We start from the raw sequence: 23,257 nt of genomic DNA, 5'->3' as shown, positions 1-23,257 counted from the left end.
TCGGGTCTACGGCACATGTAACTTGTGCATGAGCGCAGGTTTGTTGTCGATCAGATCGATCCGCCGGTCAGGCGCTGGCAAATGAGATCGAGCTGGTCGAGCGTTCGGTAACGGATCGTCACTGCGCCCGACCGTGGGTCCGCATCGGTCGTGATCTTGACGGGCAGGCCGAGAAATTCCTCGAGATGACCCTGCACGGCCGCGATATCGGCATCGTCGGCCGATCCGCGCTCGGCCCGTGCGCGGCGCGGCTGACGGGCCTTGCTACCCTGACGGCGGACGAGGCGCTCGACCTCGCGGACCGATAGCTGTTTCGCAACTGCCGCTCCGGCTAGCTCGACCGCCTGCTCGCTGCCGATCAGCGCCCGGGCATGACCCATCGACAGGTCACCCTTTTCGACCATTGCCACCACGTCATCGGGAAGGCTGAGAAGCCTTTGCAGGTTGGCGACGTGGCTCCGGCTCTTGTCGACCATCCTGGCGATCTCGGCCTGCGTGAGCCCCTCCTGCTCGGACAGGCGGTGGTAAGCGCGTGCCTCCTCGATCGGATTGAGATCTTCGCGCTGAAGATTCTCGATCAGGGCGAGCGCCATCACTTCGCGCTCGCTGAGGTCGCGAATAATTGCCGGAATTTCATGGAGTTGCGCGCGCTGAGCAGCTCGCCAGCGCCTTTCGCCCGCCACCAGCTGATAGGCCCCGTCGGCAAGCGGGCGCACGATCACGGGCTGGATGACCCCACGCTGTGCGATTGACGCCGCCAGCTCGTCGAGGGCATCCTCGTCGAAATGGCGCCTCGGCTGCTCGGGATGCGGTTCGATCCTCGAAACCGCCAGCGATGCGAGGCCGGACCGTGCCAGTGCACCACCCTCGCCGGAACTCTCGCCCGACGATACCGGTTCTTCGCGGCGAGTGTCGCCCATCAGGGCGCCAAGGCCCCTCCCCAGCGCGGGCGGCTTGCGCTTGCCGCCGCTACCGGCAGTCTTGGGAGCGGCCGAAATACGGATCACAGGGTCGTCGTTCATGCCGCTTCCTTCTTTTGCTGGAGGCGACCGATGAGTTCGCGTGCCAGGGCCATGTAGGCGCGGCTTCCGGCGCACGCATGGTCGTAAATCAGAGCCGGGAGTCCGTGGCTCGGCGCTTCCGAAAGCCGGACGTTCCGCGGGATCACCGCCTCGAACACGAGCTTGCCGAGGCAATCACGCACGTCGTCGGAAACCTGGTCGGTCAGACGGTTGCGGCGATCGTACATCGTCAGAACGACGCCGACGATGCCCAGGTCGGGATTGAAGCGCTGTTGTACCCGTTCGACGGTCTGGAGGAGCTGGCTTAGGCCCTCGAGCGCAAAGAACTCGCATTGCAGCGGTACAAGCAGGGTGTCGGCCGCGCACAGCGCGTTGAGAGTGAGGAGGCCGAGAGAGGGCGGGCAGTCGATGATGCAGATATCGTATCCGGCGTCGTGCGAGAGCGCCTCGCGCAGCCGTCCCGTCCGGTCGTCGACGCCGACCAGTTCGACCTCGGCACCCGACAGGTCGACCGTCGCCGGCAGGATGTCCATTCCGGGAATTCGGGTCTCCTGAACACAATCGCACAATGGTTCGCCATCGACGAGGACATCGTAGCTCGAACGCACCCGGTCGGCGGTCGCCAGTCCGATGCCCGTCGATGCGTTCCCTTGCGGGTCGAGATCGACGAGGAGAACTTTCCATCCCGTCGCGGCCAGGGCCGTGGCGAGATTGATCGCGGACGTCGTCTTTCCGACCCCGCCTTTCTGATTTGCAATGGCAAGGCGGATCACGAGGCTCTTCCCTTCCTGCCCAACAGCGCTCCGACGATGACTCCGGCGTCCGGGTCGGTCAAGGAACGTTCCACGTGGAACGTATGGCGCCAGCCCTTGAGCTCATCGAGTTCATGCTGCGCCGAGCGCCCTTTCGGCAACAGCCAGACCGTGCTGCTTGTGGAAAAGCGTGCGGATAAGCTGAGGAGTTTGTCCAGCGCCGCGAATGCCCTGGCGGAAATCGCATCGGCCTTGAAACTATCGATAAGTTCAAGGCGCTTTCCGTGAATACAAATGTTTTTGATCTCGAGTTGAGAAGTAATTCGTTCCAGCCACTCAACGCGGCGCTTGCGCGATTCGACCAGATGTACCTCGCAATATGGCTGCAATATCGCTGCAACAAGGCCCGGAAAGCCAGCACCCGTCCCCAGATCCAGCCACGAGCGCGTTTCACGTGAAACATGGGTCAGCAACTGTGCGCTGTCGGCGATATGACGTTGCCACACGGCCGAAAGGCTTGATGCAGATACCAGGTTCTGCCGGGCGTTCTCCAGCGCCAACTCTTCGATGAGAATTTTCAGCCGCTCAATCGCCTTGTCGTCGCAGATCCCGAGATCGGCCACCCATTTGCGCGCTTGTACCTCGTCCGAGATCATGCCGCCTGGCGTCGCCGCGCATGCACGAGCAGCGCCGAAAGCGCCGCCGGGGTGATGCCGGGTACCCGACCTGCCGCAGCAAGCGTCGCAGGCCTCGCCGCAATCAGCCTGTCAATCATCTCGCGCGAGAGACCGGGAATTGAGTCGTAGGGAAAATCATCTCCCAGGTGCAGCGCTTCACTCGCGCGAAGGTCCCGCAACTCGCCCTCTTGCCGCGCGAGATAGGGGGCGTAAGCCGCATCCTCTGCCATTTCTTCTGCAAGTGCTTCATCGGAAAGCGCATCAGCGTCCATCCATCGGCGAAGCGAATCGAGAGTGATGCCTCCGAAACGGAGCCACTCACGCACGGTGTTCGTTCCGGCGTCCCGCCTCACCGACAATCCCGCCTCGGCAAGTTCGCAGGCTGGTAGGCTACGGTCGAATTCGGCAGCAAGCCGATCGCTCGCCCTTCCCCTTGCTTCGAACCAGGTGCGGCGCATGTCACCGACGCATCCAGCGTCAATTGCCACCGGGGTCAGACGAGTCGAGGCGTTGTTGGCACGCAGCCGCAAACGATATTCGGCTCGGGCAGTGAGCATCCGGTACGGTTCGGTAACGCCCTGCAAGGTGAGATCGTCGATCATCACCGCGATGTAACTGCTCGCCCGATCGAATTGCGCCGGTTCCGTGTCGAGGACCGCCGCAGCGGCATGCATGCCTGCGACCAGACCCTGCGCGGCTGCCTCCTCGTAGCCGGTTGTGCCGTTGATCTGTCCCGCGCAATAGAGGCCGGGCATTGCTCGCACCTCGAGGCTCGGCCGCAGAGCGCGCGGATCGATATGGTCGTATTCGACGGCGTACCCCGGCACCGCCATTTCGACCGCCTCCAACCCCTCGATCGAGCGCAGCATTGCGAGCTGGACATCCACAGGAAGCGACGTGCTTATGCCGTTCGGATAGACGAGATAGGTGGATAGACCCTCCGGCTCGAGAAACAGCTGGTGTCCGTCCCTGTCGGTAAAGCGGTGAATCTTGTCCTCGATCGACGGGCAATAGCGAGGACCCTTCGCATCGATTGCGCCGCTGAACAGCGGAGAGCGATCGAGGTTCTGCGCAATGATGTCGTGCGTCCTCGGATTGGTCCTGGTTATCGCGCAGAATACCTGCGGATTGACCCGGCGCGATCCCATCGCCGACATGGTCCAGGCATCACGGTCCGACGGCTGCTCCTCCAGCCTCGCCCAGTTTATGCTCCGTCCGTCGAGCCGGGGTGGCGTACCGGTCTTGAGTCGGGCCATCGGCAGACCCGCGTCCCGCACCTGCCGCGCAAGGACATGGGCCGAGTTCTCGCCGACCCGGCCTCCGCTCAGTCGCTCCTCACCGCGAAAGAGGGTGCCACCCAGAAAGGTACCCGTACACAGGATAACCGCTGGCGAATGCAATTGTGTCGAGTCCGACAGTTCGACGCCGGCTATGCGGTCCCCGGTCACGAGCAGGCGGGACGCCTCGCCCTCGACCATCGTCAGATCGCCCTGCTCCTGCAATTGCCGCTGGATGGACTTCAGGAAAAGTGCGCGATCGGCCTGGACACGCGGTCCCTGGACCGCACTGCCCTTGGAGCGATTGAGCATGCGGTAGTGGATGGCCGCCGCATCCGCCGCCTTCGCAATTAGGCCGTCGAAAGCGTCCACCTCGCGTACGAGGTGGCCCTTGCCGAGACCGCCAATTGCCGGGTTGCAACTCATCGCGCCGACCTTGGCGAGGTCGAAGCTTATGAGAGCGACGCGCGCCCCCATTCGCGCGGCCACCGCCGCCGCTTCGCAGCCGGCATGGCCGCCGCCGATTACGATGATATCGAAACGCTGCATGATCGCTGCGCCCTTACTTCAAGGCGAATCCCTCGTCAAAGACACGCGCGAAAACTTGTTTCACGTGGAACGTCACTTGCCGATGCAGAAGCGGCCGAAGAGCGCATCGAGCATGTCCTCGGTGGTCGTGCGACCGACAAGGGCGTCGAAGGCGGATCTGGCGAGGCGAAGGCATTCGGCAAGCAGAATGAGGTCCTCGACCGATCCTGCTTCACGAAGCGCATCGACCGCTTCGTGCAACAGACGATGCTGGCGCTCGTTCAGTGCGACCGCTCCGGGCTTGGGCATCGTGGTCCTGGCAGCCGCCAGGAGATCGCTTCGCAGGCCATCGAGGCCGACCCCCGACTCGGCCGACACACGATGCCGCGCGCTGGCCTTCCTCGCTCGATCCGTCCGGTCGATCTGGGCCTCGATTTCCCAGCATCCCGCAGGACCTTCTTCCTCGGGACCCAGCCAGAGGACGAGGTCGGCGCGGCCGAGTTCGGCAATTGCGCGTCCGATCCCGATTGTCTCGATCTCGTCGGTCGACCCCTCACGCAACCCGGCGGTATCGATGAACGAGAATGGCATTCCCGCAAGGGCGACGGATCGTACCAACACATCGCGCGTCGTCCCGGCAGTCGCGGCTGTGATAGCCGCTTCACTTTCGACCAAGGCATTGAAAAGGGTACTTTTTCCGGCATTTGGCGGTCCGGCGAGCACAACCCGGAAACCGTCCTTCAGCTGCTCCGCGCGAGGGCGCTGCAGCCAGGTCGCCATGTCGTCCCGGAGCTGCACAAGTTCCACGTGAAACACTTCGGACAGTGCAACGTCATCCTCATCCGAGAAATCGAGCGCTGCTTCGACCGACCCGGAGAGACCGAGAAGCCGTTCGCGCCACCTGTCGACCGTGGCCGAGAACGTTCCTTCGGCCATCGCGAGCGCGCTACGACGCTGCAGTTCGGTTTCCGCCGCAAGGAGATCGGCAAGTCCCTCGGCTTCGGCGAGATCGATCCTCCCGTTGACGAAGGCCCTGCGCGTGAACTCGCCCGGAGTTGCGCGGCGCAACTCTGCAATCCCCGACAGCGCCTGCTCGACCGCATGAACCACGGCCCTGCCCCCGTGCAGGTGTAGCTCGGCGAGGTCTTCCCCGGATGCGGTCGCGGGACCGGGGAACCAGAGAACCAGAGCATCGTCGAGGACTTGCCCGTCGTGGTCGCGCAATCGCCTCAGCGTGGCTCGCCGCGCGGCGGGAAGCGTCCCGGCCAGCGCCTGCAAGGCATCGCGCGATCGCGGCCCGCTTATCCTGACGACTGCGATGGCGGCTGGCGGGGCGCCGCTCGACAAGGCGAAAATCGTGTCCGTACTCATCGGGTTCCGGACCGCATCATCCTGCTGGTAAATGCAAGGGACTTACTGTTTCGGACCCTTCTTCGGCGACGATGAGCCCATCCCGCTCATCGCGGCGCCGCTCTCAAGCATCGACTGGAAGACCTTGAGTGCCATCTGCCCCATAGGTGCGATCTGCTTGGTCATTTCCTGCATCTGTTCGATGGAACCCACTCCCTGCATGGCGTTGGCAAGGGCGTCGACATAGATCTCGTTGACCTTGGTAACGTCGGGCAGGCCAAGGAAGCGACGAGCCTCTTCGGGAGTGCATTCGACTTCGACATTGATCTTCATGGCATTCTCCGCGCCACCGCAACATCGCATTGCTGACACACGGGCTTGGCAAAGTCCATGTTCGGCGCATACTGACCGGATGCCTGAAAGGAGTTGCCCATGACGACCAACACCACGATCCCGACCCTCAGGAACGATGGATCGTTCGGAGCCTACGTCGCCCGACCGGCAGGAGAGGCCAAGGGTGCCATCATCGTGATCCAGGAGATCTTCGGAGTGAACAAGGGCATTCGCAAGAAGGCCGACGACTGGGCTGCCAAGGGCTATCTTGCCGTCGCACCCGACATCTTCTGGCGCCAGCAGCCCGATGTGGAACTGGATCCCGACATCGAGGAGCAGTTCCAGGCCGCTATCGATTACATGCAGAAGCACGATTTCGATGCGGGGATCGAGGACGTCGAAGCAACCATACACTGGATCCGCCGCGAGGCCGACGTGCCCAAGGTCGGCCTTGTCGGCTTTTGCATGGGTGGCAAGGTCGCCTACATGACCGCGACGCGTACCGACATCGATGCCTCGGTCGGATACTACGGCGTGATGATCGACCAGATGCTCAACGAATCGCATGCGATTGCCAAACCGCTGATGCTTCATGTGCCGACCGCCGATGGTTTCGTTCCGCCCGAGGCACAGAAGGCAATGCACGAGGGACTCGATCCCAACCCGCACGTGACCATCTACGACTACGAGGGTCTCGACCACGGCTTCGCCACAGAGTTCGGGTCGCGCCGCGACGAAAGCGCCGCACAGTTGGCAGACGGACGGACGACGGAGTTCTTTGCGCGGCATATCGGCTGATAGGATGGGCCTCGCCCCGCGGTACCTCGTCCCGGCAATCCTGATCGTCCTGACCGCAAGCGCGGCGATCGTTCCGGCATTGCGCTGGAGCCTGATGTTGCTCGCTCCCCTGCTTGCGATCGCGATGTGGGATTTCTTCCAGCGCCAGCACACGCTGCGGCGCAATTTCCCGTTGATCGCCCGAATGCGCTGGCTTTTCGAGGACCTGCGCCCGTACCTGCACACCTACATCGTCGAAAGCGATCTCGAAGGTCGCCCCTTCAACCGTGACCAGCGCGCGCTGGTCTATGCCCGGGCCAAGGGCGAGCTCGACAAGCATCCGATGGGGACCGAGCTCGACACGTACTCGGAGGAATACGAGTGGCTGAGCCATTCGATCGTTCCTGACGCGTCCGCGCCTGATTATTGGCGTGTCAGGATCGGAAACGAACGATGTGGCAAGCCTTACGAAGCATCATTGCTGAACATATCGGCGATGAGTTTCGGATCGCTCGGCGGGCGCGCGATCGAGGCTCTGAACTGGGGCGCTGCGAAAGGCGGGTTTGCCCACGACACGGGCGAAGGAGGAATCAGCCGGTATCATCGCTCGCATGGCGGCGACCTGATCTGGGAGATCGGAAGCGGCTACTTCGGGTGTCGGACCACCGATGGCAACTTCGATCCCGACAAGTTCGCCGAGCAGGCAGGCGACGATCAGGTCAAGATGATCGAAGTGAAGCTCAGCCAGGGGGCAAAACCCGGCCACGGCGGCGTGCTTCCCGGCTCGAAGGTAACCGGGGAAATCGCCGAAGCCCGCGGCGTCGATGTCGGGCAGGACTGCAACTCTCCCCCTGCTCACTCGACCTTCTCGACACCGGTCGAACTGATCGAATGGATCGACGACCTGCGCGAGCTATCGGGCGGCAAGCCTGTTGGCTTCAAGCTCTGCGTCGGCCAGCTGCATGAAGTTATGGCGCTGATGAAAGCAATGATCGAGACCGGGCGGACTCCCGATTTCATCGTCGTCGACGGCGGCGAAGGTGGCACAGGCGCGGCTCCGCCCGAACTGTCGAACAGCGTCGGAATGCCGATGCGACAGGGGCTGATGGCGATGCGCAATGCGCTGGTCGGGTGCGGGCTGAAGGGTAGCGTGCGGCTCGGCGTGTCGGGCAAGATCCATTCGGGAGCCGGGCTTGCCGCCGCCTTCGCGTTGGGCGCGGACTGGGGCAACGCCGCCCGGTCGTTCATGTTCGCACTCGGATGCGTGCAGTCGATGCGCTGCCATACCGACGAATGCCCCACGGGAGTCGCGACGCAACAGGCGTGGCGGCAGCAGGGACTGGTCGTTCCGGACAAGGCCGAGCGTGTCTATCGCTTCCATCGCGAGACGCTGAAAAGCTTTCGCGAGATCGTGGTGGCAATGGGACATACCGATCCCTGGCAACTAAGGCCGTGGGACCTGTTCGACCGGCTCGACAGCACCCGGGCGCTGCCGATCGATTCGGTCTACGAATTCCTCGAGCCGGGGCGACTGCTGCAGGACCCGGAGAACACGCAATTTGCCCGGGCCTGGCGGGAGGCGCGGGCCGAAACCTTCCGGCGCGTCGCCTGATCAGACCGCCGCAGCTGCGTAAGGCGCAACCTGGAACGCTCCGTCGTAGATCATCTTGAGCGCGACGTAGACGATCACCGCAAGGCCGACCCAGCCGATCCAGCGATAACGCTCGATGTATTTTGCGATGACGTTCGCAGCGATGCCCATCAGGGCCACGGCGACAATCAGCCCGACGATGAGAATGCCGGGGTGGTCGCGCGCCGCTCCGGCAACGGCAAGCACGTTGTCGAGGCTCATCGAGACGTCTGCCACGGCGACCGACCAGGCAGCCGCCGCGAAGCTCTTGGCAGGGGCGACGCCCGAATGCTCGTCGCCCTCGATTTCCGGAGATCCAGCCGACTCCCCGGCTCCGTGGCCCTTGAGGTCGCGGTACATGCGCCAGGCTACCCAGAGCAGCAGCAGGCCGCCTGCGAGTATCAGCCCCACGATGCCGAGCAGCCATGTCACCATCAGCGCGAACGCAACGCGCAGCACGAGTGCGGCAAGGACGCCGATCGCAATGACCTTCTTGCGCTGATCCGGTGGCAGTCCCGCCGCAAGCGCGCCCACGACGATCGCGTTGTCGCCCGCCAGAACGATGTCGATGGCAAGGACCTGAAGGAACGCGGCCATTGCCGATGGCGTGCCCAGGTTCGAGAAATCCTTGACGATGGCCGCCCAGATTTCCGCCGGCCCGCCCAGCGAGGGCGCGGCGGCAGCAGCGAGTGCGATCAGATCATGCAATTGATCAAGCCCCGCTTACTGGTTCATCGTCGCGAAGAAGTCTTCGTTGGTCTTGGAATCCTTCATCTTGTCGAGAAGGAACTCCATGGCATCGATCGTGCCCATCTGCATGAGGATGCGGCGAAGCACCCACATCTTCGACAGCTGGTCCTTGGCAACGAGCAGCTCTTCCTTGCGCGTGCCGGACTTGCCGACGTCGAGCGCCGGGAAAATGCGCTTGTCGGCGACCTTGCGGTCGAGAACGATCTCCGAGTTGCCGGTGCCCTTGAACTCCTCGAAGATGACTTCGTCCATGCGGCTGCCGGTATCGATGAGCGCGGTCGCGATGATCGAAAGCGAGCCGCCCTCCTCGATGTTGCGCGCCGCGCCGAAGAAACGCTTCGGTCGCTGCAGCGCGTTGGCATCGACACCGCCGGTCAGCACCTTGCCAGAGCTGGGCACGACAGTGTTGTAGGCACGTCCGAGGCGCGTGATCGAATCGAGCAGGATGACGACGTCGTTCTTGTGCTCGACCAGGCGCTTGGCCTTCTCGATCACCATCTCCGCGACCTGGACGTGGCGCTGCGCGGGCTCGTCGAAGGTCGAGGAAATGACCTCTCCGTTGACCGATCGCTGCATGTCGGTGACTTCCTCGGGCCGCTCGTCGATCAACAGCACGATCAGGAACACCTCCGGGTGATTGTCGGTGATCGCCTTCGCGATATTCTGCAGGAGCACGGTCTTGCCGGTACGCGGCGGCGCGACGATCAGGGCGCGCTGGCCCTTGCCCTGCGGGCTGATGAGGTCGATCACCCGCGCCGACTTGTCCTTCACGGTCGGGTCGAGCGTATCGAGCCGCAGTCGCGAGTCGGGATAGAGCGGGGTCAGGTTGTCGAAATTGACGCGATGGCGGACGACGTCGGGTTCGTCGAAGTTTACCTTGGTAAGCTTGGTCAGCGCGAAATAGCGCTCTCCGTCGCGGGGCGCACGAATCTCGCCTTCAACGGTATCGCCGGTACGCAGGCCGTACTTGCGGATCTGGTTGGGCGATACGTAGATGTCGTCCGGCCCGGCAAGATAGTTCGCCTCGGGCGAACGCAGGAAGCCGAATCCGTCGGGCAGGACCTCGATCGTGCCGAGGCCCATGATCTCCTCGCCGTCCTCGGCGACCTCTTTGAGGATGCCGAACATGATGTCCTGCCGGCGCATGGTCGATGCGCCTTCGACACCCATTTCCTCGGCCATTTCGACCAGTTCGGCAGGTGTCTTCTTCTTGAGTTCCTTGAGATGCATATCGGCAGTCGTTTTCCGGAAAGAGAAACAGGGTCGGGAAAGGCCGGCGGGTCTATGGGCTTGGGGAAAGCAGACCTTGCCGCGCTGGAATTGCGGCAGCCGGTTTCTGGTTACGAGATACGCGCTGGCCCTGCCCGCGTCAATTCGCTTGCGCCACGATGACGCACGGCTGGCCGCATGCGCCGCAGGTCAGAACGGCTTCACGACCACGAGGATCACGATGATGGCGATGGTGATGCCCGGAACCTCGTTCAGAAGCCGCAGCTTCTTTCCGGAGAGTGTCCGCTCTCCGCGGGCCAGTTTCTTCCCGTAGGCGACAAGCCAGCCGTGAAAGGCGCTGAGAAGCACGACGAGCAGCAACTTCGCGTGAAACCATCCCGAAGTCCACCAGTCGCCCGCATAAGCCAGAGCGAGCCCCAGGACCCAGACGATGACGACCGACGGCAGCAGGATGATCTTGCGAAGCTTGTTCTCGCGATCGAGCCAGAGGGCATTCTCGGGCGAATCCTCGGCGGCCTCCTGATGATAGACGTAATAGCGCGGCAGCATGAAAAGCCCCGCCATCCAGAAGATCACGAAGATGAGATGACCCGCCTTGAGCCAGAGATAGACCATCGAAAGCACCTGTTCCATGGGCAGGGCCTTAGCGCGGGCGGCCCCTGCCCGTCATCCCTTTACGCGCCTGCCGATTGCCAACCGCGTACGGTCGCAAGGAGCCGCTCGACGTTCTCGATCGGCGTTTCCTTGCCGATACCGTGGCCGAGGTTGAAGACATGCGGCCGGCCGGCAAAGGCATCGAGGATGCGCTTCGCCTGCCTGTCGAGTTCTTCTCCCCCCGCAAGGAGGAGAAGCGGATCGAAATTGCCCTGCACCGGCAGATCGTCCGGGAGCGCGCGCGCCGCCCAGACCGGATCGATGGTTTCGTCGAGGCCGACTGCGTCGACCTGCGTCTCTCGGGCGTACGCAGGCAGCTTCTCGCCCGCACCCTTGGGAAACCCGATGACGGGTACCTTCGGAAAGCGGACCTTGAGCGAACGCACGATGGCTTCGTTGGGCGCGATGACCCAGCGCTCGAATTCGGCCGGGGCAAGGCTGCCCGCCCAGCTGTCGAAGATCTGCACAGCCTCCGCACCAGCGGAAATCTGTCCGGCGAGGTAATCCACGGTCACCGACACGATTTCGTCGACGATCGCCTGGAACGCCGCAGGATCGCGATAGGCCATGGCCCGCGTTTCGTGCTGGTCACGGCTCCCCTCGCCCGCCACCATGTAGGTAGCCACGGTCCACGGACTGCCGGCAAAGCCGAGAAGGGTGCGTCCGTCGCCAAGCGCGGCGCGGACCTTGCGGACCGTCTCGTAAATCGGCGAAAGGCGGTCGGGCACCGCGTTGAGCGCATCGAGCGCACTGTCGACCAGTGGCGGCGACAGGCGCGGTCCCTCGCCTGCCGTGAACTCGAGATCCTGACCCATCGCGTAGGGCACTATGAGAATGTCGGAGAACAGGATCGCACCGTCGAAACCGAAACGTCGGATCGGCTGCAGCGTGATCTCGGCAGCGGCATCGCTATCGTAGACGAGAGCGAGAAATCCGCCCTTCTCGGCGCGCAAGGCACGATATTCGGGCAGGTACCGTCCCGCTTGCCGCATGAGCCAAACGGGACGTGATCCGGCATTCTCGCCGAGCAAGGTGCGAAGCAGGAGTCCGGGCATCGCTATCGGGGTCCAATCAATAAAATAAGATTCTTATTAGAAGGATGATGGAATCTGTTGGCTTGTGGAAAGCGCGAACAACCGGGGTCTTGCCCGAATTGTCCCGCGATGAACAGCCCGGGTAGACGTGCGACTCCGGTGCAGGCTGCGTCAAGCAATGTTTATCCCCGCTGTCCCGGACCTGTGGGAACGTCATCGGCCCTGTCCAAAACACCCATGCTTTCTCCGAGACAGCGGGGAGCGTTTTGCGTCCTCCGGTTGTACACGGTCCTGTCCCGTGGTTTATGCCGGTCTCTATCCACAAGTGTCCGGGACACGCGGTCCCGCGGATCGGAGCCATGGCGCGCCTTCATCTCCACCTCCTGTCGGATTCGACCGGCGAGACGCTCGAGATGATCGCGAAGGCGGCGCTTGCGCAGTTCGACGATACCGAGGTCATCCGTCATTTCTGGCCGATGGTACGCTCGCAACAGCATCTCGACCGGATCATGGACGAAATCGCCAGTCACCCGGGCCTCGTGCTTTTCACACTCGTCAACAGCGATACGCGCGAGCGTCTCGAGGACCACTGCCGCAAGCTCGGCTTGCCCGCGGTCGCCGCGCTCGACGTAGTCACCGGTGCGCTCGAAAGCATGCTCGGCCAGCAGGCGCGCGGACGTCCGGGCCGCCAGCACCAGCTCGACGAGGCGTATTTCGCGCGCGTCGACGCCATCCAGTACACGATTGCCCACGACGACGGGTTGCTCTGGGAGGAATGGGAGGAAGCCGACATCGTCCTCGCGGGCGTGTCGCGCACCTCGAAGACGCCGACGAGCATCTACCTCGCCAATCGCGGGTACAAGGTCGCGAATATCCCGGTCGTTATCGAAAGCCCCCCTCCCCCTGCCCTTTTCGGGTTGCGACACCCGCTCGTCGTCGGGCTGACAACGGCGCCCGAACGGCTGATCCAGGTGCGGCGCAACCGGTTGCTTTCGCTCAACCAGGCACCCGACACGCACTATGTCGATACCGATCGCGTCGGGCGCGAGGTCCAGTTCGCAAGGCGCATCTTCGCCGACAACAACTGGCCGGTGATCGACGTGACGCGGCGTTCGATCGAGGAAACCGCCGCTGCGGTGATCAACCTCCTGACCGAGCGGCGGATCGAGACCGAAAGTAAGGTCGGCGGGTCCAAACCGATATGATCGTCCTGGCATCTCGCAGCGCTTCGCGCCGGGACATGCTCTCTTCGGCGGGACTCGAGTTCGTTTGCGAACCCGCCGATGTCGACGAGCGGGCCATCGAAGCACGACTGGGCGAAGCGTCGCCCGGAGACGTAGCCGTGGCGCTGGCCAGCGAAAAGGCCCTGGCGGTTTCCGGAGGGTATGCCGGGATGCTGGTGCTCGGCAGCGATTCGCTGGTCGAGGTCGAGGGTCGCAGGTTCGACAAGCCCGCTAGCCGGGAGGAAGCGGCGCGGCACCTGCGGTTCTTCGCGGGCAGGATCATGCGGTTGCACAGCGCTGCTTCGCTTGCTCGCGACGGCGAGGTAATATGGCAAGCCGACGCCATGGCGTCACTCCATGTCATTGATATGTCAGAAGAATTCATCGAACGCTATCTAGATCGCGAATGGCCCGAAGTATCTGCCTGTGTCGGCGTGTTCCGGATCGAGGCGCGCGGCGTGCAGCTTTTCGAACGGATCGAAGGGGACTATTTCACCATACTCGGCATGCCGCTTCTCAAGGTTCTTGCCGGACTGCGCCAGCTTGGAGAATTGACCTCGTGAGCCTGCCGTACGCGGAAGTCATCGGCGATCCCGTCGCCCACTCCAAGTCCCCGCTCATTCACAACCACTGGCTCAAGCAGCTCGATTTAAAGGCCAGTTACCGGGCCTTTCACGTGCGGCCCGACGAGCTTGCCGGATTCCTCGAGAATCGTGCGCTCGATCTCGACTGGCGCGGTTGCAACGTGACCATCCCGCACAAGGAAAGCGCGGCGATGCTCATTCCCGGTGCCGACGACAGGGTGCGCGCCATCGGTGCGGCCAACACGATCTACCGCACGCAGGACAAGCGGCTGGTCGCGACGAACACCGACGTCGACGGGATCGCGGAGGCAGTCGGCGCGCTGGCGCTGCGCGATCGCGTAGCGACCGTTATCGGAGCGGGAGGCGCGGCGCGCGCGGCCTTCGCCTACCTTGCCGCGCAAAGCTGCGGCGAAGTCCGGATCCTCGCGCGAACGCCGGAAAAAGCCGGGCGCGCTGCCAGTGAATGCGGCCTCGGCGCACGGATCCTGCCGTTCGAAGCCGGATCGGGCGCGCTCGAAGGTGCCGCGCTCGTCGTCAATGCGACCCAGCTTGGTATGGCGGGACAGCAGCCGATGCCCCGGTTCCTCCTCGACGAACTTCCGATGGTCGCAGGTGACGGACTGGTCTTCGACATGGTCTACGCGCCTCTTCGTACCGACCTGCTCGAAACGGCGAAACGCCAGGGCCTACGAACCGCCGACGGGCTGCGAATGCTGGTTGGACAGGCAGCCACGGCATTCCTACGCTTCTTCGGCACGGCTCCACCGCGAGAGGACGATGCCGAACTGCGGGCCATGCTGATCCGATGACTTCGCGCCGGCCCTTCGTACTCGGCCTCACCGGCTCGATCGGCATGGGCAAGTCCGCCGTGGCCGCGATGTTCCAGGGACTGGGCGTACCGGTCTTCGATGCCGACGCCGCCGTCCACGAAATGCAGGGACCCGGCGGCTCGCTCGTTGCCCAGATCGAGGCTGGATTTCCCGGCACTACCGGCCCCGAAGGTGTGGACCGGCCAAGACTGGGTGCCGCCGTCTTCGACGATCCCGCGGCGCTGGCCCGTCTCGAGGCGATCGTCCATCCCGCCGTCGCGCAATCGCGCCGGGATTTCCTGGCACATCACGCGGAGAGTCCGCTGGTCGTATTCGACATACCGTTGCTTTTCGAAAAGGGAGGACGGGACGAAGTCGATGCCGTGCTCGTCGTATCGGCACCCGCCGAAGCGCAACGCCAGCGCGTCCTGGCCCGCCCCGGCATGACCGAGGCCAGGTTCGAGCGGATCCTGGGCCTGCAGATGCCCGACGCGGAGAAACGCCGCAATGCGGATTATGTTATCGACACCGGAACCTCCCTGGCCGAGACGCGTCATGCCGTGCAGCGACTGGCGCACAGCTTGACTCAGGATGAATAAACCCGCGCGAAGCTCTTGCTTCGGGCGTTTCGCGGAACGATATGGATAGAGATGCGCGAGATCATCTTCGATACCGAAACGACCGGCCTGGACCCGAAAGGCGGAGACCGGATGGTCGAGATCGGCTGCATCGAGATGATGAACCGGGTGGCGACTGGCCGGACCTTTCATGCCTATTTCAATCCCGATCGCCCGATGCCCGCGGCAGCCGAAGCGATTCACGGGCTTTCCGACACCTTTCTTTCGGACAAGCCGCGCTTTGCCGAGAAGGTCGAGGAGCTGCTCGAATTCCTCGGCGATTGCCCACTGGTCGCGCATAACGCCGGCTTCGATTTCGGATTCCTCAATGCCGAGCTAGCGGTGTGCAGCCTTGCGCCCATCTCGCTGGAGCGCATGGTCGATACGGTCGCGCTCGCGCGGGTGCGCCATCCGGGAGCGAAGTTTTCGCTCGATGCGTTGTGCACCCGCTACGGCATCGATCGCAGCCATCGCACGCTGCACGGCGCACTGCTCGATGCCGAATTGCTCGCGCAAGTCTACGTGGAGCTTCGCGGAGGCAGGCAGATCGGGCTCGAACTCGTATCCGAGGCCAGCGAAACCGCGATTGCCGAAACGATTTCCCACCGGCAGGACAGGCCTTTCCGTGCGCCCCGCCCTCATGCGGCGAGTGCGGCGGAAATGGCGGCCCATGCCGAATTCTTGAAGACGATAGAGGCCCCGCTGTGGAGCGGTAAGGCCTGAATTCCAGGAGAACGAAAATAATGGATATCCGCATCTCCGGCCACCAGATCGACACCGGCGAAGCGCTCCAGGCGCATGCCAACGACAGGCTTACCGCGATGGTCGAGAAGTATTTCAACCGCGCCCTGTCCGCTCACGTCACGTTCGGCAAGGCGCCCGCGGCCTCGTTCCGATGCGATATCGTCATGCACGTCATGCAGGGACTGCTCCTGAAGGGTTCCGCGATCGCGCACGATGCGCACCAGGCCTTCGAACAGTCGGCGGAAAAGATCGACAAGCAGCTTCGCCGCTACAAGCGCCGCCTGAAGGACAGGCACGAGCAGGCGGTCCACGCCTTGAAGGAGGAGGAAGCCGCCTACGTCATCTTCGAGGAGCCCCCCTTCGTCGAAACCGACGACGAGAGCGAGACGCCCGATGCGCCTGTCGTGATCGCCGAAACACGCGTGGACGTGCCCGAGACGACCGTTTCCGACGCCGTCATGATGCTCGACCTGCGCAATACGACCGCCCTTTTCTTCAAAAACGCTGGCACGGGGCGGCACAATATGGTTTACCGCCGCGACGATGGCTCGATCGGCTGGGTCGAACCGTCCTGACGCCTCCTGATCCGGGGCCATTTACAGACCGAGATGCGTGAATGCGGCCCGATTTTTTCGGGCTCTTCAGGCTATAGGTCCGGCATTGCCGGGCCGTTTGACAAGAACAGAAGATGACAGCGCTATTCACTCTCCTGCCCGAGGCAGTCGCCATCGTTCCGGCTGGAAGCAAGCCGGAAATCCTGGAACTGCTCGCCGGCACCTTTGCGAAGGTCTATGGCCTCGACCACGAGGACGTGCGCGGGGGACTACGCGACCGCGAAGACCTCGGCAGCACCGGTTTCGGGCGCGGCGTTGCCATCCCGCACGCGCGGCTCGGTTCGGTCGGGCGTCCGCTCGCCGCGTTCCTGAAACTTCAGTCTCCGGTCGACTTCGATGCGGCGGACGGCATGCCGGTCGACCTCGTCTTCGGGTTGCTTTCGCCCGAGGCCGCCGGATCGACGCATTTGCACGCACTCGCCGCCATCTCGCGGATGATGCGCGACGAACACATGCACCAGATGCTCACGCAAGCCACCGAGCCCGAGGCGCTCTTCGGCGTGCTCTGCAATGTCATCGACCGCGACGCCGCCTGATAGCGAGGGCGGTGCGGCGCTGCACTGGCGCGGGCTCGAGGCGCTCTACGCTTCGGCACCGATCAACCATCTTTTCAGATCGACGCTCGAGATTGTCGGCGACGGTCGCTCGCGGATCCGGTTCACGGTCGATCCGTCGGTTTTTCACGCCGCCGGCGCCGCTCACGGGACGATCTACTTCAAGATGCTCGACGATGCGGCCTTCTACGCCGCCAACACGCACGTTACCGACCGTTTCCTGCTGACCACCTCGTTCAACCTGCACTTCACCGCTCCGCTGCACTCGGGCGAGGCGATCGCGGAAGGTCACTGGATCAGCGGTCGCCGGCGAGTGCTCGTGGCCGAATCGCGCCTGCTCGACGCCGAAGGAGAAGAGATCGGACGCGGCACCGGCACGTTCATGCGTTCGCGCATCCCGCTCTCCAGCCTGCCGGGGTATACTCCGTCGTCGAAAGCGGGCTGAAATGGAACCGCGGCTCCCGGCCCACGTCGAGATCGCGGGGCTGATCCGCCGCGTTCAGGCCGAGGGAGGCTTTGCCACGGTCGTTTCCAAGGGGCATCGTGAAGCGGGAACGCTGATGGTCGTCGTTACCGAAAGCGGCCGGAAAAGCCGGGCATGGGAGCGGATGCCGCAGGCGGACGGTACGCGTGCCTGGCATCTGTCACGGACCGAGGATTCCCGGAATCCCGCAGATTTCCTTAATTTTCTCGAAAGGCGCGCCGCGCAGGATGACGATCTCTGGATCGTGGAACTGGATATCGCGCATGGTGAACGGCTTATCGGCGCGCCCGAATTTTCCGATTGACTTTGCTGCGCTGCGGAACGAATGGGCCGCACCGCTTCGGCGCAGGCGGTTCGGACGGCATACGGTTGTCCGGGCTAGCGCGCAGACGGGGGGCGGCCGGCAGGTCTTGTTACGAGCGTACTACGCTTGGGGGACGAAGAGGGTTCCCAACCTGTGTCGGGCAGTCCACCGCCTAAATTGTGGAATAGATGCGAATCAAGCTGAGAATGGCCAGCGGCGCTGCCGTGGCTGCGACCATGTTGACCGCTCTTTTTGGCGCTACCGGTTCGGGCGCCTTCGCGGAGGAGATGATCCCCGCGATTATCGAGCCGGAACAGAAGGTGGAATTCGTTTCCGAGCCTCTCGTCCAGCCGCTTCCAGAAAAGGAAGTCGAGGAAGATGCCGTCGAGACGCCAGATTTCGCCGAGGAAGCCCCGATGTCGGCAGCATCGCTTGCCGAACTGGTGCGAGCGCAGCCGGCTCCGTCGGAGCTCTCGCGCGATCTGCACTGCCTCGCGGGTGCCGTCTATTTCGAATCGCGCGGCGAAACGCTCAACGGCCAGCTTGCCGTCGGTCGCGTCATTGTCGCCCGCAAGAAGTCGGGCCGGTTCCCCGACAGTTATTGCGGTGTCGTGTTCCAACGCTCGCAATTCTCGTTCGTGCGCGGCAATTCGATGCCCTCGATTCGCAAGGGCTCCAATGCCTGGAAGCGAGCGGTCGCGATTGCGCAGATCGCGCATTCGGGTAGCTGGACCAGCCCCGTCGAGGGCGCGCTTTTCTTCCATGCCGCCCGCGTCTCGCCGCGTTGGCGCCTGACGCGCATCGCGCGCGTCGACAACCACGTCTTCTATCGCTGATCCGTTAGCCTGAGTATCCGCCTCTCGCCGTTCGCGGCGGGAGGCTCAGGCTGCGTCTCGCACCCGGACCCAGACCGGGGCGTGATCGCTCGCCTTCTCGCGCGCGCGATGGGCCTTGTCGACGCCGCAGGAATCGAGCCTGTCGGCCAGCTCGGGCGAGAGCAGTGCGTGATCGATCCGGAACCCGTGATCGCGCTGCCAGGCGCCGGCCTGGTAATCCCAGTAGGTCCAGACGCCCCCGCGCGGATTGTGAAGGCCGATCGCGTCGGTCCAGCCATCTGCCAGCAGGCGGAAATAGGCGTCGCGCGAGGCGGGCTGCATCAGCGCGTCGCCCGACATCGCGGCGGGCGACCAGACGTCCCTGTCGAACGGGATCACGTTGTAATCGCCGATCACGACGGCAGGGATTTCCTCTGCCGAGATTTCGGCCATGCGGTCGCGCAGGCGTTCCATCCAGCGAAGCTTGTAGTCGAATTTCGGCCCCGGCTGCGGGTTACCGTTGGGCAGGTATATGCAGGAAACCCGGATGCCGAAGACATCCGCCTCGATGTAGCGCGAATGCTCGTCCTCGGGATCGCCCGCAAGGCCGCGACCGACCTCCACCGGGGCTTCGCCGTCCGCGAGGATCGCAACGCCGTTGAAGCCTTTCTGCCCGTGCCAGATCGCCTTGTAGCCCAGCTTTTCGAACTCGTTCGCCGGAAACGCATCGTCCTGGCACTTGATTTCCTGAAGGCAGGCGACCGAAGGGCGCGTTTCCTCGAGCCATTCGAGGAGCCTGGGCAGCCGCGCGCGAACCCCGTTGATGTTGAACCCGGCTACCTTGATCACACGGCGAAGCTCGAGCCGCAGCCGCAGCCGGCGGTCGCGTTCGGGTTTTCGACGCGAAACGCCGCGCCGCCGAGCGATTCTACGTAGTCGACCGTGCACCCGCCGACGAGGTCGAGGCTGACCGGATCGACGATCAGCCGTACCCCGGCAGTCTCGGACACCGCGTCGTCGCCTTTGGGAGCATCGGCAAGGCCGAACTTGTACTGGAAACCGGAACAGCCGCCGCCTTCCACGGAGAGGCGAAGGATTGCAGGCTTGCCCTGCTTTCCGGCGATGAACGCGACGCGTTCGGCGGCGCTGGGGCTAAGGGTAACGCTCTGTTCGGTCATGGTACCGATGTAGGGTTCGCTGCCCGGGGCGGCAAGCGGGAGCCCGTCCGTGCGGGTTCAGGCCGTGCGAATGTAGTCGCGCATCGCCGCCGCTTCCGACTCGATGGCGTCGATCCGGTACTTGACCAGATCGCCGATCGACACGATCCCGATCATCCGCCCCTGATCGACCACCGGCAAGTGGCGTATCCGGCGCTTGGTCATCATCGACAGTGCCTCGTCGATCGACGAGTCCGAGGATACCGTCACCGCCGGAGCGGTCATCACGTCGCCGACACGGGTTTCGAGGATGCCCGGCCCGTTGCTGTCGAGGCGGTAGATTACGTCGCGTTCGGAAAACACGCCGGCGACCTGACCCTGCTCCATCACGGGCATGGCCCCGATTCTCCGCCCGGCAAGCAGGTTGACCGCCTGCCGGACGGTCATTTCTACGTCGCAGGTGATAATGTCGGCGGCGTTGCGACCCTCGATGATCCTGGCGATAGACATCGTCTCGTTCTCCCGGTTTGTATGACTCGGAGAGTGCCACATATGGCGCAGCAGCGCCAGTTCGCCGCACCCCGGCCCCGCGCGACCAAGATTCGTCTTGCAACAACCCGCCGGCGGAGCCAATTGGCGTACATGGTCCCGCCCTCACCGCTAGACGACCCGAAGACCGCCGCGCACGCGTGGGCGCGTTATCGTCGCCTGATGAAATGGATGATGCTGGTCACCGTCACGATGGTGGTCGGCTCGCTTTACGTGCTCTATCGGAGCAACGGGCTGGTCTCGATCCACTTCTATATCGCGACCGCGCTCGGCATCGGATTTGCGATGCTGCTGACTTCGGCCCTGATGGGTCTGGTCTTCCTGTCGAGCGGGACGGGCCACGACGGCGCCATCTCCGACAAGCTCGAGGAAGAGCGCAACCGCTAGCTTGCGGGAAGAAGCCGGAACTCCTCGACCGGCTCACCGCCGATCAGGTGCTGCTGGATTATCCGTTCGAGCACGTCTTCGGTACAGCTGTGGTACCAGACACCGTCCGGCCAGACGACCGCGATCGGGCCGGCTTCGCAAATCCTTAGGCAATCGGCCTTGGTTCGCGCGACTCCGCCATGACCGTCGAGATCGAGCTGCTTTAGCCGCTTCTTGAGGTATTTCCACGAGGCCGCGCCGACCTCGGGAGAGCAGCAGTTCGCTTTCCGCGGCTCGGCGCACAGGAAGATATGCCGTCGGATGTCCTCTCCGCCCGCCTTGTCCAACGCGCGGCGCGCCTGCGAAAGCTCCTTTTCCCGGCTCCTTAACACGTGCGATCCCGCGAGCGATCCTCAACCGGGCGGTGCACAAATGGTTTCGTCATGAATACGAACGTCGGGCCGCTAGCGGCGAAATTCAATCCTTCTTGCCGACGATCCGCTTGATCTCGGTCGCCACCATCCGCTCGACGAGCGGCGGAAGGTTTTTGTCCAGCCATTCCGCAAGCGCGGGTCGCAGCATCTCGCGCACGAGGCCTTCGAGCGAGGTTTCGCCCGAGCGTACGATCTGCGGCTGGGCTCCCGGCGTCGAGAGCATGGCCAGCGCCGCAAGCGATTCGCGCATCGAAGCCTGGGCATCTTCGGCAAGGAGTGGCGAGGTCGCGTCGTCCTCGCCGTCATTGTCGAAATTCTCGTCCCCGGGCACGAGTTCGGCATCGAGCGCGAGGTCGAGCACATCGTCGCTTTCCACCTCGTCGCCGGGAACGCCCGAAATCTCCCTTCGGCGTCGTTCTTCAAGCGCGCCCACGCGATTGTCGCGCGCGATCACTTGCTTGATGGATTCGAGGATTTCCTCGACGCTTGGTTCGCTCGCCTGACGCATCGCCCTGTCCCCCTGGGCAAAGATAGTTAATCGGATTGAATTGAACCGTCTTGGGCCGGTGTGTCAACGGTTCGCGTAGATTGCGCGACCGGAGCGGGATCGTTGTCCCAGTCGAACCACTTGCCGCGCACCCGGCGATAATTGACCTCCGGATCGTAAAGAACGCCACCGTCGAGGTTCAGGTCGCGCGCTTCGGCCCGGCCCATCGCAGCCAGCAGCGAGAAGCCCGCGACGTATGCGTTGCGGCGCGCCTGCACGAGCCGCACCTGGGTGTCGAGCAGCTCCTGCTCGGCGTCCAGGATATCGAGGATCGTGCGGTTCCCGACGCTGTTTTCGGCGCGGACGCCTTCGAGGCTGAGCTCGGCGGCATCGACTGCGACTTGCGATGATTCGATAAGCGCCAGCGATGCGCGCCATGAACTATAAGCGGCGCGCACCTGAGCGATGACGTCGCGCTCGACTTCGATCACCTGTTCCATCTGCGCCGCGGCCAGTGCTTGCGCCTGCCTGCGCAGCGCCGCAGGCCGCCCCCCCTGAAACAGCGGGATCGAGGCGCGCACGCCGACCTGCGCGGTGGTTTCGGTCTGGTCGAACTGGCTCGACGTAGGTCCGCCCAGCGTCCCGAAGTAATCGTTGTAACCGCCGGTGCTGAAGATCTCGACCGTGGGCAGGCGGGTCGAGCCGGCAACGTCGATCTCGTTCTGCGCCGCGTCGACGCGCTCCTTCGCCGCGATCAGGTCGGGATTGAAATCGAGCGCTATCGCCACGGCGTCCTGCGGGCTGTCAGGCAGGTTCGGCAGCGGCGGGGGTGGCTGGAGATTCGTGGGAGCCTCGCCCACGAGCTGGATGTAGGTCTCACGCGCCGATACGAGGTTTGCCCGCGCCGATCTCAGGTTACCCTCGGCAAGGGCGAGGCGCGCCTGCGACTGGGCGACATCGGTCCGGGTAAGGTCGCCGATCTCGAACCGGTCGCTCGTGGCCTGCAGGTTCACGCCCAATACGTCGACCTGATTGCTGCTCAGCCCGACGATCGCCTCGTTCTGGATGACGTCCATGTAGGCGGCGACGACTTGCGAGAAAATCGCCGATTCGGTCGCACGCAGGTCCGCCTGCCCGGCCTCGACGCGATTCTTCGCAGCCCTGACCGAATTCTTCACCGCACCACCCGAGTAGATCGGCACGCCGAGGTTGAGGTCGGCGCTGAACGCCCGCTCCGGACTGGTGAAGCTGTTCGAACTGTTCTTCACGAATTCGACATGCGTGGCCTGCGCATTGACCGAGGGCAGGCCTGCAGCACGCTCGATCGGCACGGTTTCGTCAAGGGCGCGCTGCTGGGCGCGCGAGCCTTCGAGAGTCGGGTTCGTCCGGTATGCCTGCGACAACGCTTCGCGCAGCGTATCGGCCGACACGGGCGAGGCCACCGCCAGCGACAGAATCGCGATCCCGGCTGCAAGGCCGGGCCGGAGCCCGCTTTGCATCAT

29 protein-coding genes are annotated in these 23,257 nt (G+C 63.8%); 13 read left to right on the top strand and 16 right to left on the bottom strand.

From position 1 onward, the window contains the following. Positions 1–50: 50 nt before the first annotated feature. The 6 genes from FHS75_RS09855 to FHS75_RS09830 form a co-directional block, all read right to left on the bottom strand. Positions 51–1,022: a ParB/RepB/Spo0J family partition protein gene (locus FHS75_RS09855; RefSeq protein ID WP_179407563.1), complete on the bottom strand. Its 972-nt coding sequence runs from the start codon at positions 1,020–1,022 to the stop codon at positions 51–53. Further along, positions 1,019–1,795: a ParA family protein gene (locus FHS75_RS09850; RefSeq protein ID WP_179407562.1), complete on the bottom strand. Its 777-nt coding sequence runs from the start codon at positions 1,793–1,795 to the stop codon at positions 1,019–1,021. Before FHS75_RS09850 ends, FHS75_RS09855 begins: the two co-directional genes overlap by 4 nt. Continuing rightward, entirely contained in the window at positions 1,792–2,430 is a 639-nt protein-coding gene (rsmG, locus tag FHS75_RS09845) for a 16S rRNA (guanine(527)-N(7))-methyltransferase RsmG (RefSeq protein WP_179407561.1), read from the bottom strand. Before rsmG ends, FHS75_RS09850 begins: the two co-directional genes overlap by 4 nt. After that, entirely contained in the window at positions 2,427–4,277 is a 1,851-nt protein-coding gene (gene mnmG, locus FHS75_RS09840; RefSeq protein ID WP_179407560.1) for a tRNA uridine-5-carboxymethylaminomethyl(34) synthesis enzyme MnmG, read from the bottom strand. Before mnmG ends, rsmG begins: the two co-directional genes overlap by 4 nt. Before the next feature lie 72 nt (positions 4,278–4,349). Beyond that, on the bottom strand, positions 4,350–5,627 hold the full coding sequence (gene mnmE, locus FHS75_RS09835; RefSeq protein WP_179407559.1) for a tRNA uridine-5-carboxymethylaminomethyl(34) synthesis GTPase MnmE: 1,278 nt from the start codon (positions 5,625–5,627) through the stop codon (positions 4,350–4,352). A 42-nt stretch (positions 5,628–5,669) separates the two neighbouring features. Continuing rightward, positions 5,670–5,939, bottom strand: a complete 270-nt coding sequence (locus FHS75_RS09830; protein ID WP_179407558.1) for a DUF6489 family protein — start codon at positions 5,937–5,939, stop codon at positions 5,670–5,672. 99 nt (positions 5,940–6,038) lie between these two features. Here FHS75_RS09830 and FHS75_RS09825 point away from each other — a divergent pair, with 99 nt between their 5' ends. Continuing rightward, a complete protein-coding gene (locus tag FHS75_RS09825; RefSeq protein ID WP_179407557.1) occupies positions 6,039–6,737 on the top strand; it encodes a dienelactone hydrolase family protein in 699 nt (232 codons plus the stop codon). A gap of 4 nt (positions 6,738–6,741) precedes the next feature. Continuing rightward, positions 6,742–8,328: an FMN-binding glutamate synthase family protein gene (locus FHS75_RS09820; RefSeq protein WP_179407556.1), complete on the top strand. Its 1,587-nt coding sequence runs from the start codon at positions 6,742–6,744 to the stop codon at positions 8,326–8,328. Here FHS75_RS09820 and FHS75_RS09815 read toward each other — a convergent pair whose 3' ends face one another. The 4 genes from FHS75_RS09815 to hemE all read right to left on the bottom strand — a co-directional run bounded on the left by FHS75_RS09815 (position 8,329) and on the right by hemE (position 12,035). Beyond that, positions 8,329–9,054, bottom strand: a complete 726-nt coding sequence (locus FHS75_RS09815) for a YjbE family putative metal transport protein (protein ID WP_179407555.1) — start codon at positions 9,052–9,054, stop codon at positions 8,329–8,331. Between the two features lie 15 nt (positions 9,055–9,069). Further along, positions 9,070–10,326: a transcription termination factor Rho gene (gene rho / locus FHS75_RS09810; RefSeq protein ID WP_179407554.1), complete on the bottom strand. Its 1,257-nt coding sequence runs from the start codon at positions 10,324–10,326 to the stop codon at positions 9,070–9,072. Between the two features lie 189 nt (positions 10,327–10,515). Then, positions 10,516–10,959, bottom strand: coding sequence for a CopD family protein (locus FHS75_RS09805; RefSeq protein WP_179407553.1), 444 nt, complete (start codon positions 10,957–10,959; stop codon positions 10,516–10,518). A gap of 41 nt (positions 10,960–11,000) precedes the next feature. Next, positions 11,001–12,035 (bottom strand): uroporphyrinogen decarboxylase, encoded by a 1,035-nt coding sequence (hemE, locus tag FHS75_RS09800; RefSeq protein WP_179407552.1) that lies wholly within the window; start codon positions 12,033–12,035, stop codon positions 11,001–11,003. A gap of 338 nt (positions 12,036–12,373) precedes the next feature. Between hemE and FHS75_RS09795 the strand changes: the two genes are divergently transcribed. The 10 genes from FHS75_RS09795 (at position 12,374) to FHS75_RS09750 (ending at position 18,783) form a co-directional block, all read left to right on the top strand. Next, positions 12,374–13,219 (top strand): pyruvate, water dikinase regulatory protein, encoded by an 846-nt coding sequence (locus FHS75_RS09795; RefSeq protein WP_179407551.1) that lies wholly within the window; start codon positions 12,374–12,376, stop codon positions 13,217–13,219. Next, on the top strand, positions 13,216–13,800 hold the full coding sequence (locus tag FHS75_RS09790; RefSeq protein WP_179407550.1) for a Maf family protein: 585 nt from the start codon (positions 13,216–13,218) through the stop codon (positions 13,798–13,800). The genes FHS75_RS09795 and FHS75_RS09790 overlap by 4 nt, the downstream gene beginning before the upstream one ends. Beyond that, on the top strand, positions 13,797–14,630 hold the full coding sequence (gene aroE, locus FHS75_RS09785; RefSeq protein WP_308420091.1) for a shikimate dehydrogenase: 834 nt from the start codon (positions 13,797–13,799) through the stop codon (positions 14,628–14,630). Before FHS75_RS09790 ends, aroE begins: the two co-directional genes overlap by 4 nt. Further along, entirely contained in the window at positions 14,627–15,229 is a 603-nt protein-coding gene (coaE, locus tag FHS75_RS09780; protein ID WP_179407549.1) for a dephospho-CoA kinase, read from the top strand. The genes aroE and coaE overlap by 4 nt, the downstream gene beginning before the upstream one ends. Positions 15,230–15,280: 51 nt before the next feature. Further along, a complete protein-coding gene (dnaQ, locus tag FHS75_RS09775) occupies positions 15,281–15,970 on the top strand; it encodes a DNA polymerase III subunit epsilon (protein WP_179407548.1) in 690 nt (229 codons plus the stop codon). Between the two features lie 20 nt (positions 15,971–15,990). After that, complete coding sequence (gene hpf, locus FHS75_RS09770; RefSeq protein WP_179407547.1) at positions 15,991–16,566, top strand: ribosome hibernation-promoting factor, HPF/YfiA family; 576 nt, start codon at positions 15,991–15,993, stop codon at positions 16,564–16,566. Between the two features lie 113 nt (positions 16,567–16,679). Continuing rightward, on the top strand, positions 16,680–17,141 hold the full coding sequence (locus tag FHS75_RS09765) for a PTS sugar transporter subunit IIA (protein WP_179407546.1): 462 nt from the start codon (positions 16,680–16,682) through the stop codon (positions 17,139–17,141). Next, positions 17,116–17,604: a PaaI family thioesterase gene (locus FHS75_RS09760; protein WP_179407545.1), complete on the top strand. Its 489-nt coding sequence runs from the start codon at positions 17,116–17,118 to the stop codon at positions 17,602–17,604. Before FHS75_RS09765 ends, FHS75_RS09760 begins: the two co-directional genes overlap by 26 nt. Before the next feature lies 1 nt (position 17,605). Continuing rightward, positions 17,606–17,947: a DUF1491 family protein gene (locus FHS75_RS09755; protein WP_179407544.1), complete on the top strand. Its 342-nt coding sequence runs from the start codon at positions 17,606–17,608 to the stop codon at positions 17,945–17,947. Between the two features lie 188 nt (positions 17,948–18,135). Beyond that, entirely contained in the window at positions 18,136–18,783 is a 648-nt protein-coding gene (locus FHS75_RS09750) for a cell wall hydrolase (protein ID WP_179407543.1), read from the top strand. A 45-nt stretch (positions 18,784–18,828) separates the two neighbouring features. Here FHS75_RS09750 and xth read toward each other — a convergent pair whose 3' ends face one another. The 3 genes from xth to FHS75_RS09735 are packed head-to-tail and all read right to left on the bottom strand — an operon-like array spanning position 18,829 to position 20,429. Beyond that, positions 18,829–19,608, bottom strand: coding sequence for an exodeoxyribonuclease III (gene xth / locus FHS75_RS09745; protein WP_179407787.1), 780 nt, complete (start codon positions 19,606–19,608; stop codon positions 18,829–18,831). Then, positions 19,608–19,940 carry a HesB/IscA family protein gene (locus FHS75_RS09740; RefSeq protein WP_179407542.1) on the bottom strand — a complete coding sequence of 111 codons (333 nt, stop codon included), beginning with the start codon at positions 19,938–19,940 and terminating at the stop codon, positions 19,608–19,610. Before FHS75_RS09740 ends, xth begins: the two co-directional genes overlap by 1 nt. A gap of 57 nt (positions 19,941–19,997) precedes the next feature. Continuing rightward, positions 19,998–20,429 carry a CBS domain-containing protein gene (locus FHS75_RS09735; protein WP_179407541.1) on the bottom strand — a complete coding sequence of 144 codons (432 nt, stop codon included), beginning with the start codon at positions 20,427–20,429 and terminating at the stop codon, positions 19,998–20,000. A gap of 132 nt (positions 20,430–20,561) precedes the next feature. Between FHS75_RS09735 and FHS75_RS09730 the strand changes: the two genes are divergently transcribed. Further along, positions 20,562–20,855, top strand: a complete 294-nt coding sequence (locus tag FHS75_RS09730; RefSeq protein ID WP_179407786.1) for a hypothetical protein — start codon at positions 20,562–20,564, stop codon at positions 20,853–20,855. Here the strand turns inward: FHS75_RS09730 and FHS75_RS09725 are convergent. The 3 genes from FHS75_RS09725 to FHS75_RS09715 form a co-directional block, all read right to left on the bottom strand. Next, positions 20,852–21,226: a (2Fe-2S) ferredoxin domain-containing protein gene (locus FHS75_RS09725; RefSeq protein WP_179407540.1), complete on the bottom strand. Its 375-nt coding sequence runs from the start codon at positions 21,224–21,226 to the stop codon at positions 20,852–20,854. The genes FHS75_RS09730 and FHS75_RS09725 overlap by 4 nt on opposite strands. Before the next feature lie 85 nt (positions 21,227–21,311). After that, positions 21,312–21,776 (bottom strand): DUF2497 domain-containing protein, encoded by a 465-nt coding sequence (locus FHS75_RS09720; protein ID WP_179407539.1) that lies wholly within the window; start codon positions 21,774–21,776, stop codon positions 21,312–21,314. A 26-nt stretch (positions 21,777–21,802) separates the two neighbouring features. Continuing rightward, positions 21,803–23,257 (bottom strand): TolC family outer membrane protein, encoded by a 1,455-nt coding sequence (locus FHS75_RS09715; protein ID WP_179407538.1) that lies wholly within the window; start codon positions 23,255–23,257, stop codon positions 21,803–21,805.

The organism is Novosphingobium marinum (assembly GCF_013408095.1).
GTDB lineage: Bacteria > Pseudomonadota > Alphaproteobacteria > Sphingomonadales > Sphingomonadaceae > Novosphingobium > Novosphingobium marinum.
Note: the sequence above shows the minus strand (reverse complement) of the source record. Positions and strands in the feature narration are given on the sequence as shown.

What these genes read in the sequence shown, in the direction of transcription:
- FHS75_RS09715 (WP_179407538.1), bottom strand. Translation starts at nt 23,257, where the DNA reads ATGATGCAAAGCGGGCTCCGGCCCGGCCTTGCAGCCGGGATCGCGATT.
- FHS75_RS09820 (WP_179407556.1), top strand. Translation starts at nt 6,742, where the DNA reads ATGGGCCTCGCCCCGCGGTACCTCGTCCCGGCAATCCTGATCGTCCTG.
- rsmG (WP_179407561.1), bottom strand. Translation starts at nt 2,430, where the DNA reads ATGATCTCGGACGAGGTACAAGCGCGCAAATGGGTGGCCGATCTCGGG.
- hpf (WP_179407547.1), top strand. Translation starts at nt 15,991, where the DNA reads ATGGATATCCGCATCTCCGGCCACCAGATCGACACCGGCGAAGCGCTC.
- FHS75_RS09760 (WP_179407545.1), top strand. Translation starts at nt 17,116, where the DNA reads ATGTCATCGACCGCGACGCCGCCTGATAGCGAGGGCGGTGCGGCGCTG.
- FHS75_RS09830 (WP_179407558.1), bottom strand. Translation starts at nt 5,939, where the DNA reads ATGAAGATCAATGTCGAAGTCGAATGCACTCCCGAAGAGGCTCGTCGC.
- FHS75_RS09805 (WP_179407553.1), bottom strand. Translation starts at nt 10,959, where the DNA reads ATGGAACAGGTGCTTTCGATGGTCTATCTCTGGCTCAAGGCGGGTCAT.
- rho (WP_179407554.1), bottom strand. Translation starts at nt 10,326, where the DNA reads ATGCATCTCAAGGAACTCAAGAAGAAGACACCTGCCGAACTGGTCGAA.
- FHS75_RS09855 (WP_179407563.1), bottom strand. Translation starts at nt 1,022, where the DNA reads ATGAACGACGACCCTGTGATCCGTATTTCGGCCGCTCCCAAGACTGCC.
- FHS75_RS09795 (WP_179407551.1), top strand. Translation starts at nt 12,374, where the DNA reads ATGGCGCGCCTTCATCTCCACCTCCTGTCGGATTCGACCGGCGAGACG.
- hemE (WP_179407552.1), bottom strand. Translation starts at nt 12,035, where the DNA reads ATGCCCGGACTCCTGCTTCGCACCTTGCTCGGCGAGAATGCCGGATCA.
- dnaQ (WP_179407548.1), top strand. Translation starts at nt 15,281, where the DNA reads ATGCGCGAGATCATCTTCGATACCGAAACGACCGGCCTGGACCCGAAA.
- FHS75_RS09730 (WP_179407786.1), top strand. Translation starts at nt 20,562, where the DNA reads ATGGTCCCGCCCTCACCGCTAGACGACCCGAAGACCGCCGCGCACGCG.
- coaE (WP_179407549.1), top strand. Translation starts at nt 14,627, where the DNA reads ATGACTTCGCGCCGGCCCTTCGTACTCGGCCTCACCGGCTCGATCGGC.
- mnmG (WP_179407560.1), bottom strand. Translation starts at nt 4,277, where the DNA reads ATGCAGCGTTTCGATATCATCGTAATCGGCGGCGGCCATGCCGGCTGC.
- FHS75_RS09790 (WP_179407550.1), top strand. Translation starts at nt 13,216, where the DNA reads ATGATCGTCCTGGCATCTCGCAGCGCTTCGCGCCGGGACATGCTCTCT.
- FHS75_RS09720 (WP_179407539.1), bottom strand. Translation starts at nt 21,776, where the DNA reads ATGCGTCAGGCGAGCGAACCAAGCGTCGAGGAAATCCTCGAATCCATC.
- mnmE (WP_179407559.1), bottom strand. Translation starts at nt 5,627, where the DNA reads ATGAGTACGGACACGATTTTCGCCTTGTCGAGCGGCGCCCCGCCAGCC.
- FHS75_RS09750 (WP_179407543.1), top strand. Translation starts at nt 18,136, where the DNA reads ATGCGAATCAAGCTGAGAATGGCCAGCGGCGCTGCCGTGGCTGCGACC.
- FHS75_RS09765 (WP_179407546.1), top strand. Translation starts at nt 16,680, where the DNA reads ATGACAGCGCTATTCACTCTCCTGCCCGAGGCAGTCGCCATCGTTCCG.
- FHS75_RS09825 (WP_179407557.1), top strand. Translation starts at nt 6,039, where the DNA reads ATGACGACCAACACCACGATCCCGACCCTCAGGAACGATGGATCGTTC.
- FHS75_RS09740 (WP_179407542.1), bottom strand. Translation starts at nt 19,940, where the DNA reads ATGACCGAACAGAGCGTTACCCTTAGCCCCAGCGCCGCCGAACGCGTC.
- FHS75_RS09755 (WP_179407544.1), top strand. Translation starts at nt 17,606, where the DNA reads ATGGAACCGCGGCTCCCGGCCCACGTCGAGATCGCGGGGCTGATCCGC.
- FHS75_RS09735 (WP_179407541.1), bottom strand. Translation starts at nt 20,429, where the DNA reads ATGTCTATCGCCAGGATCATCGAGGGTCGCAACGCCGCCGACATTATC.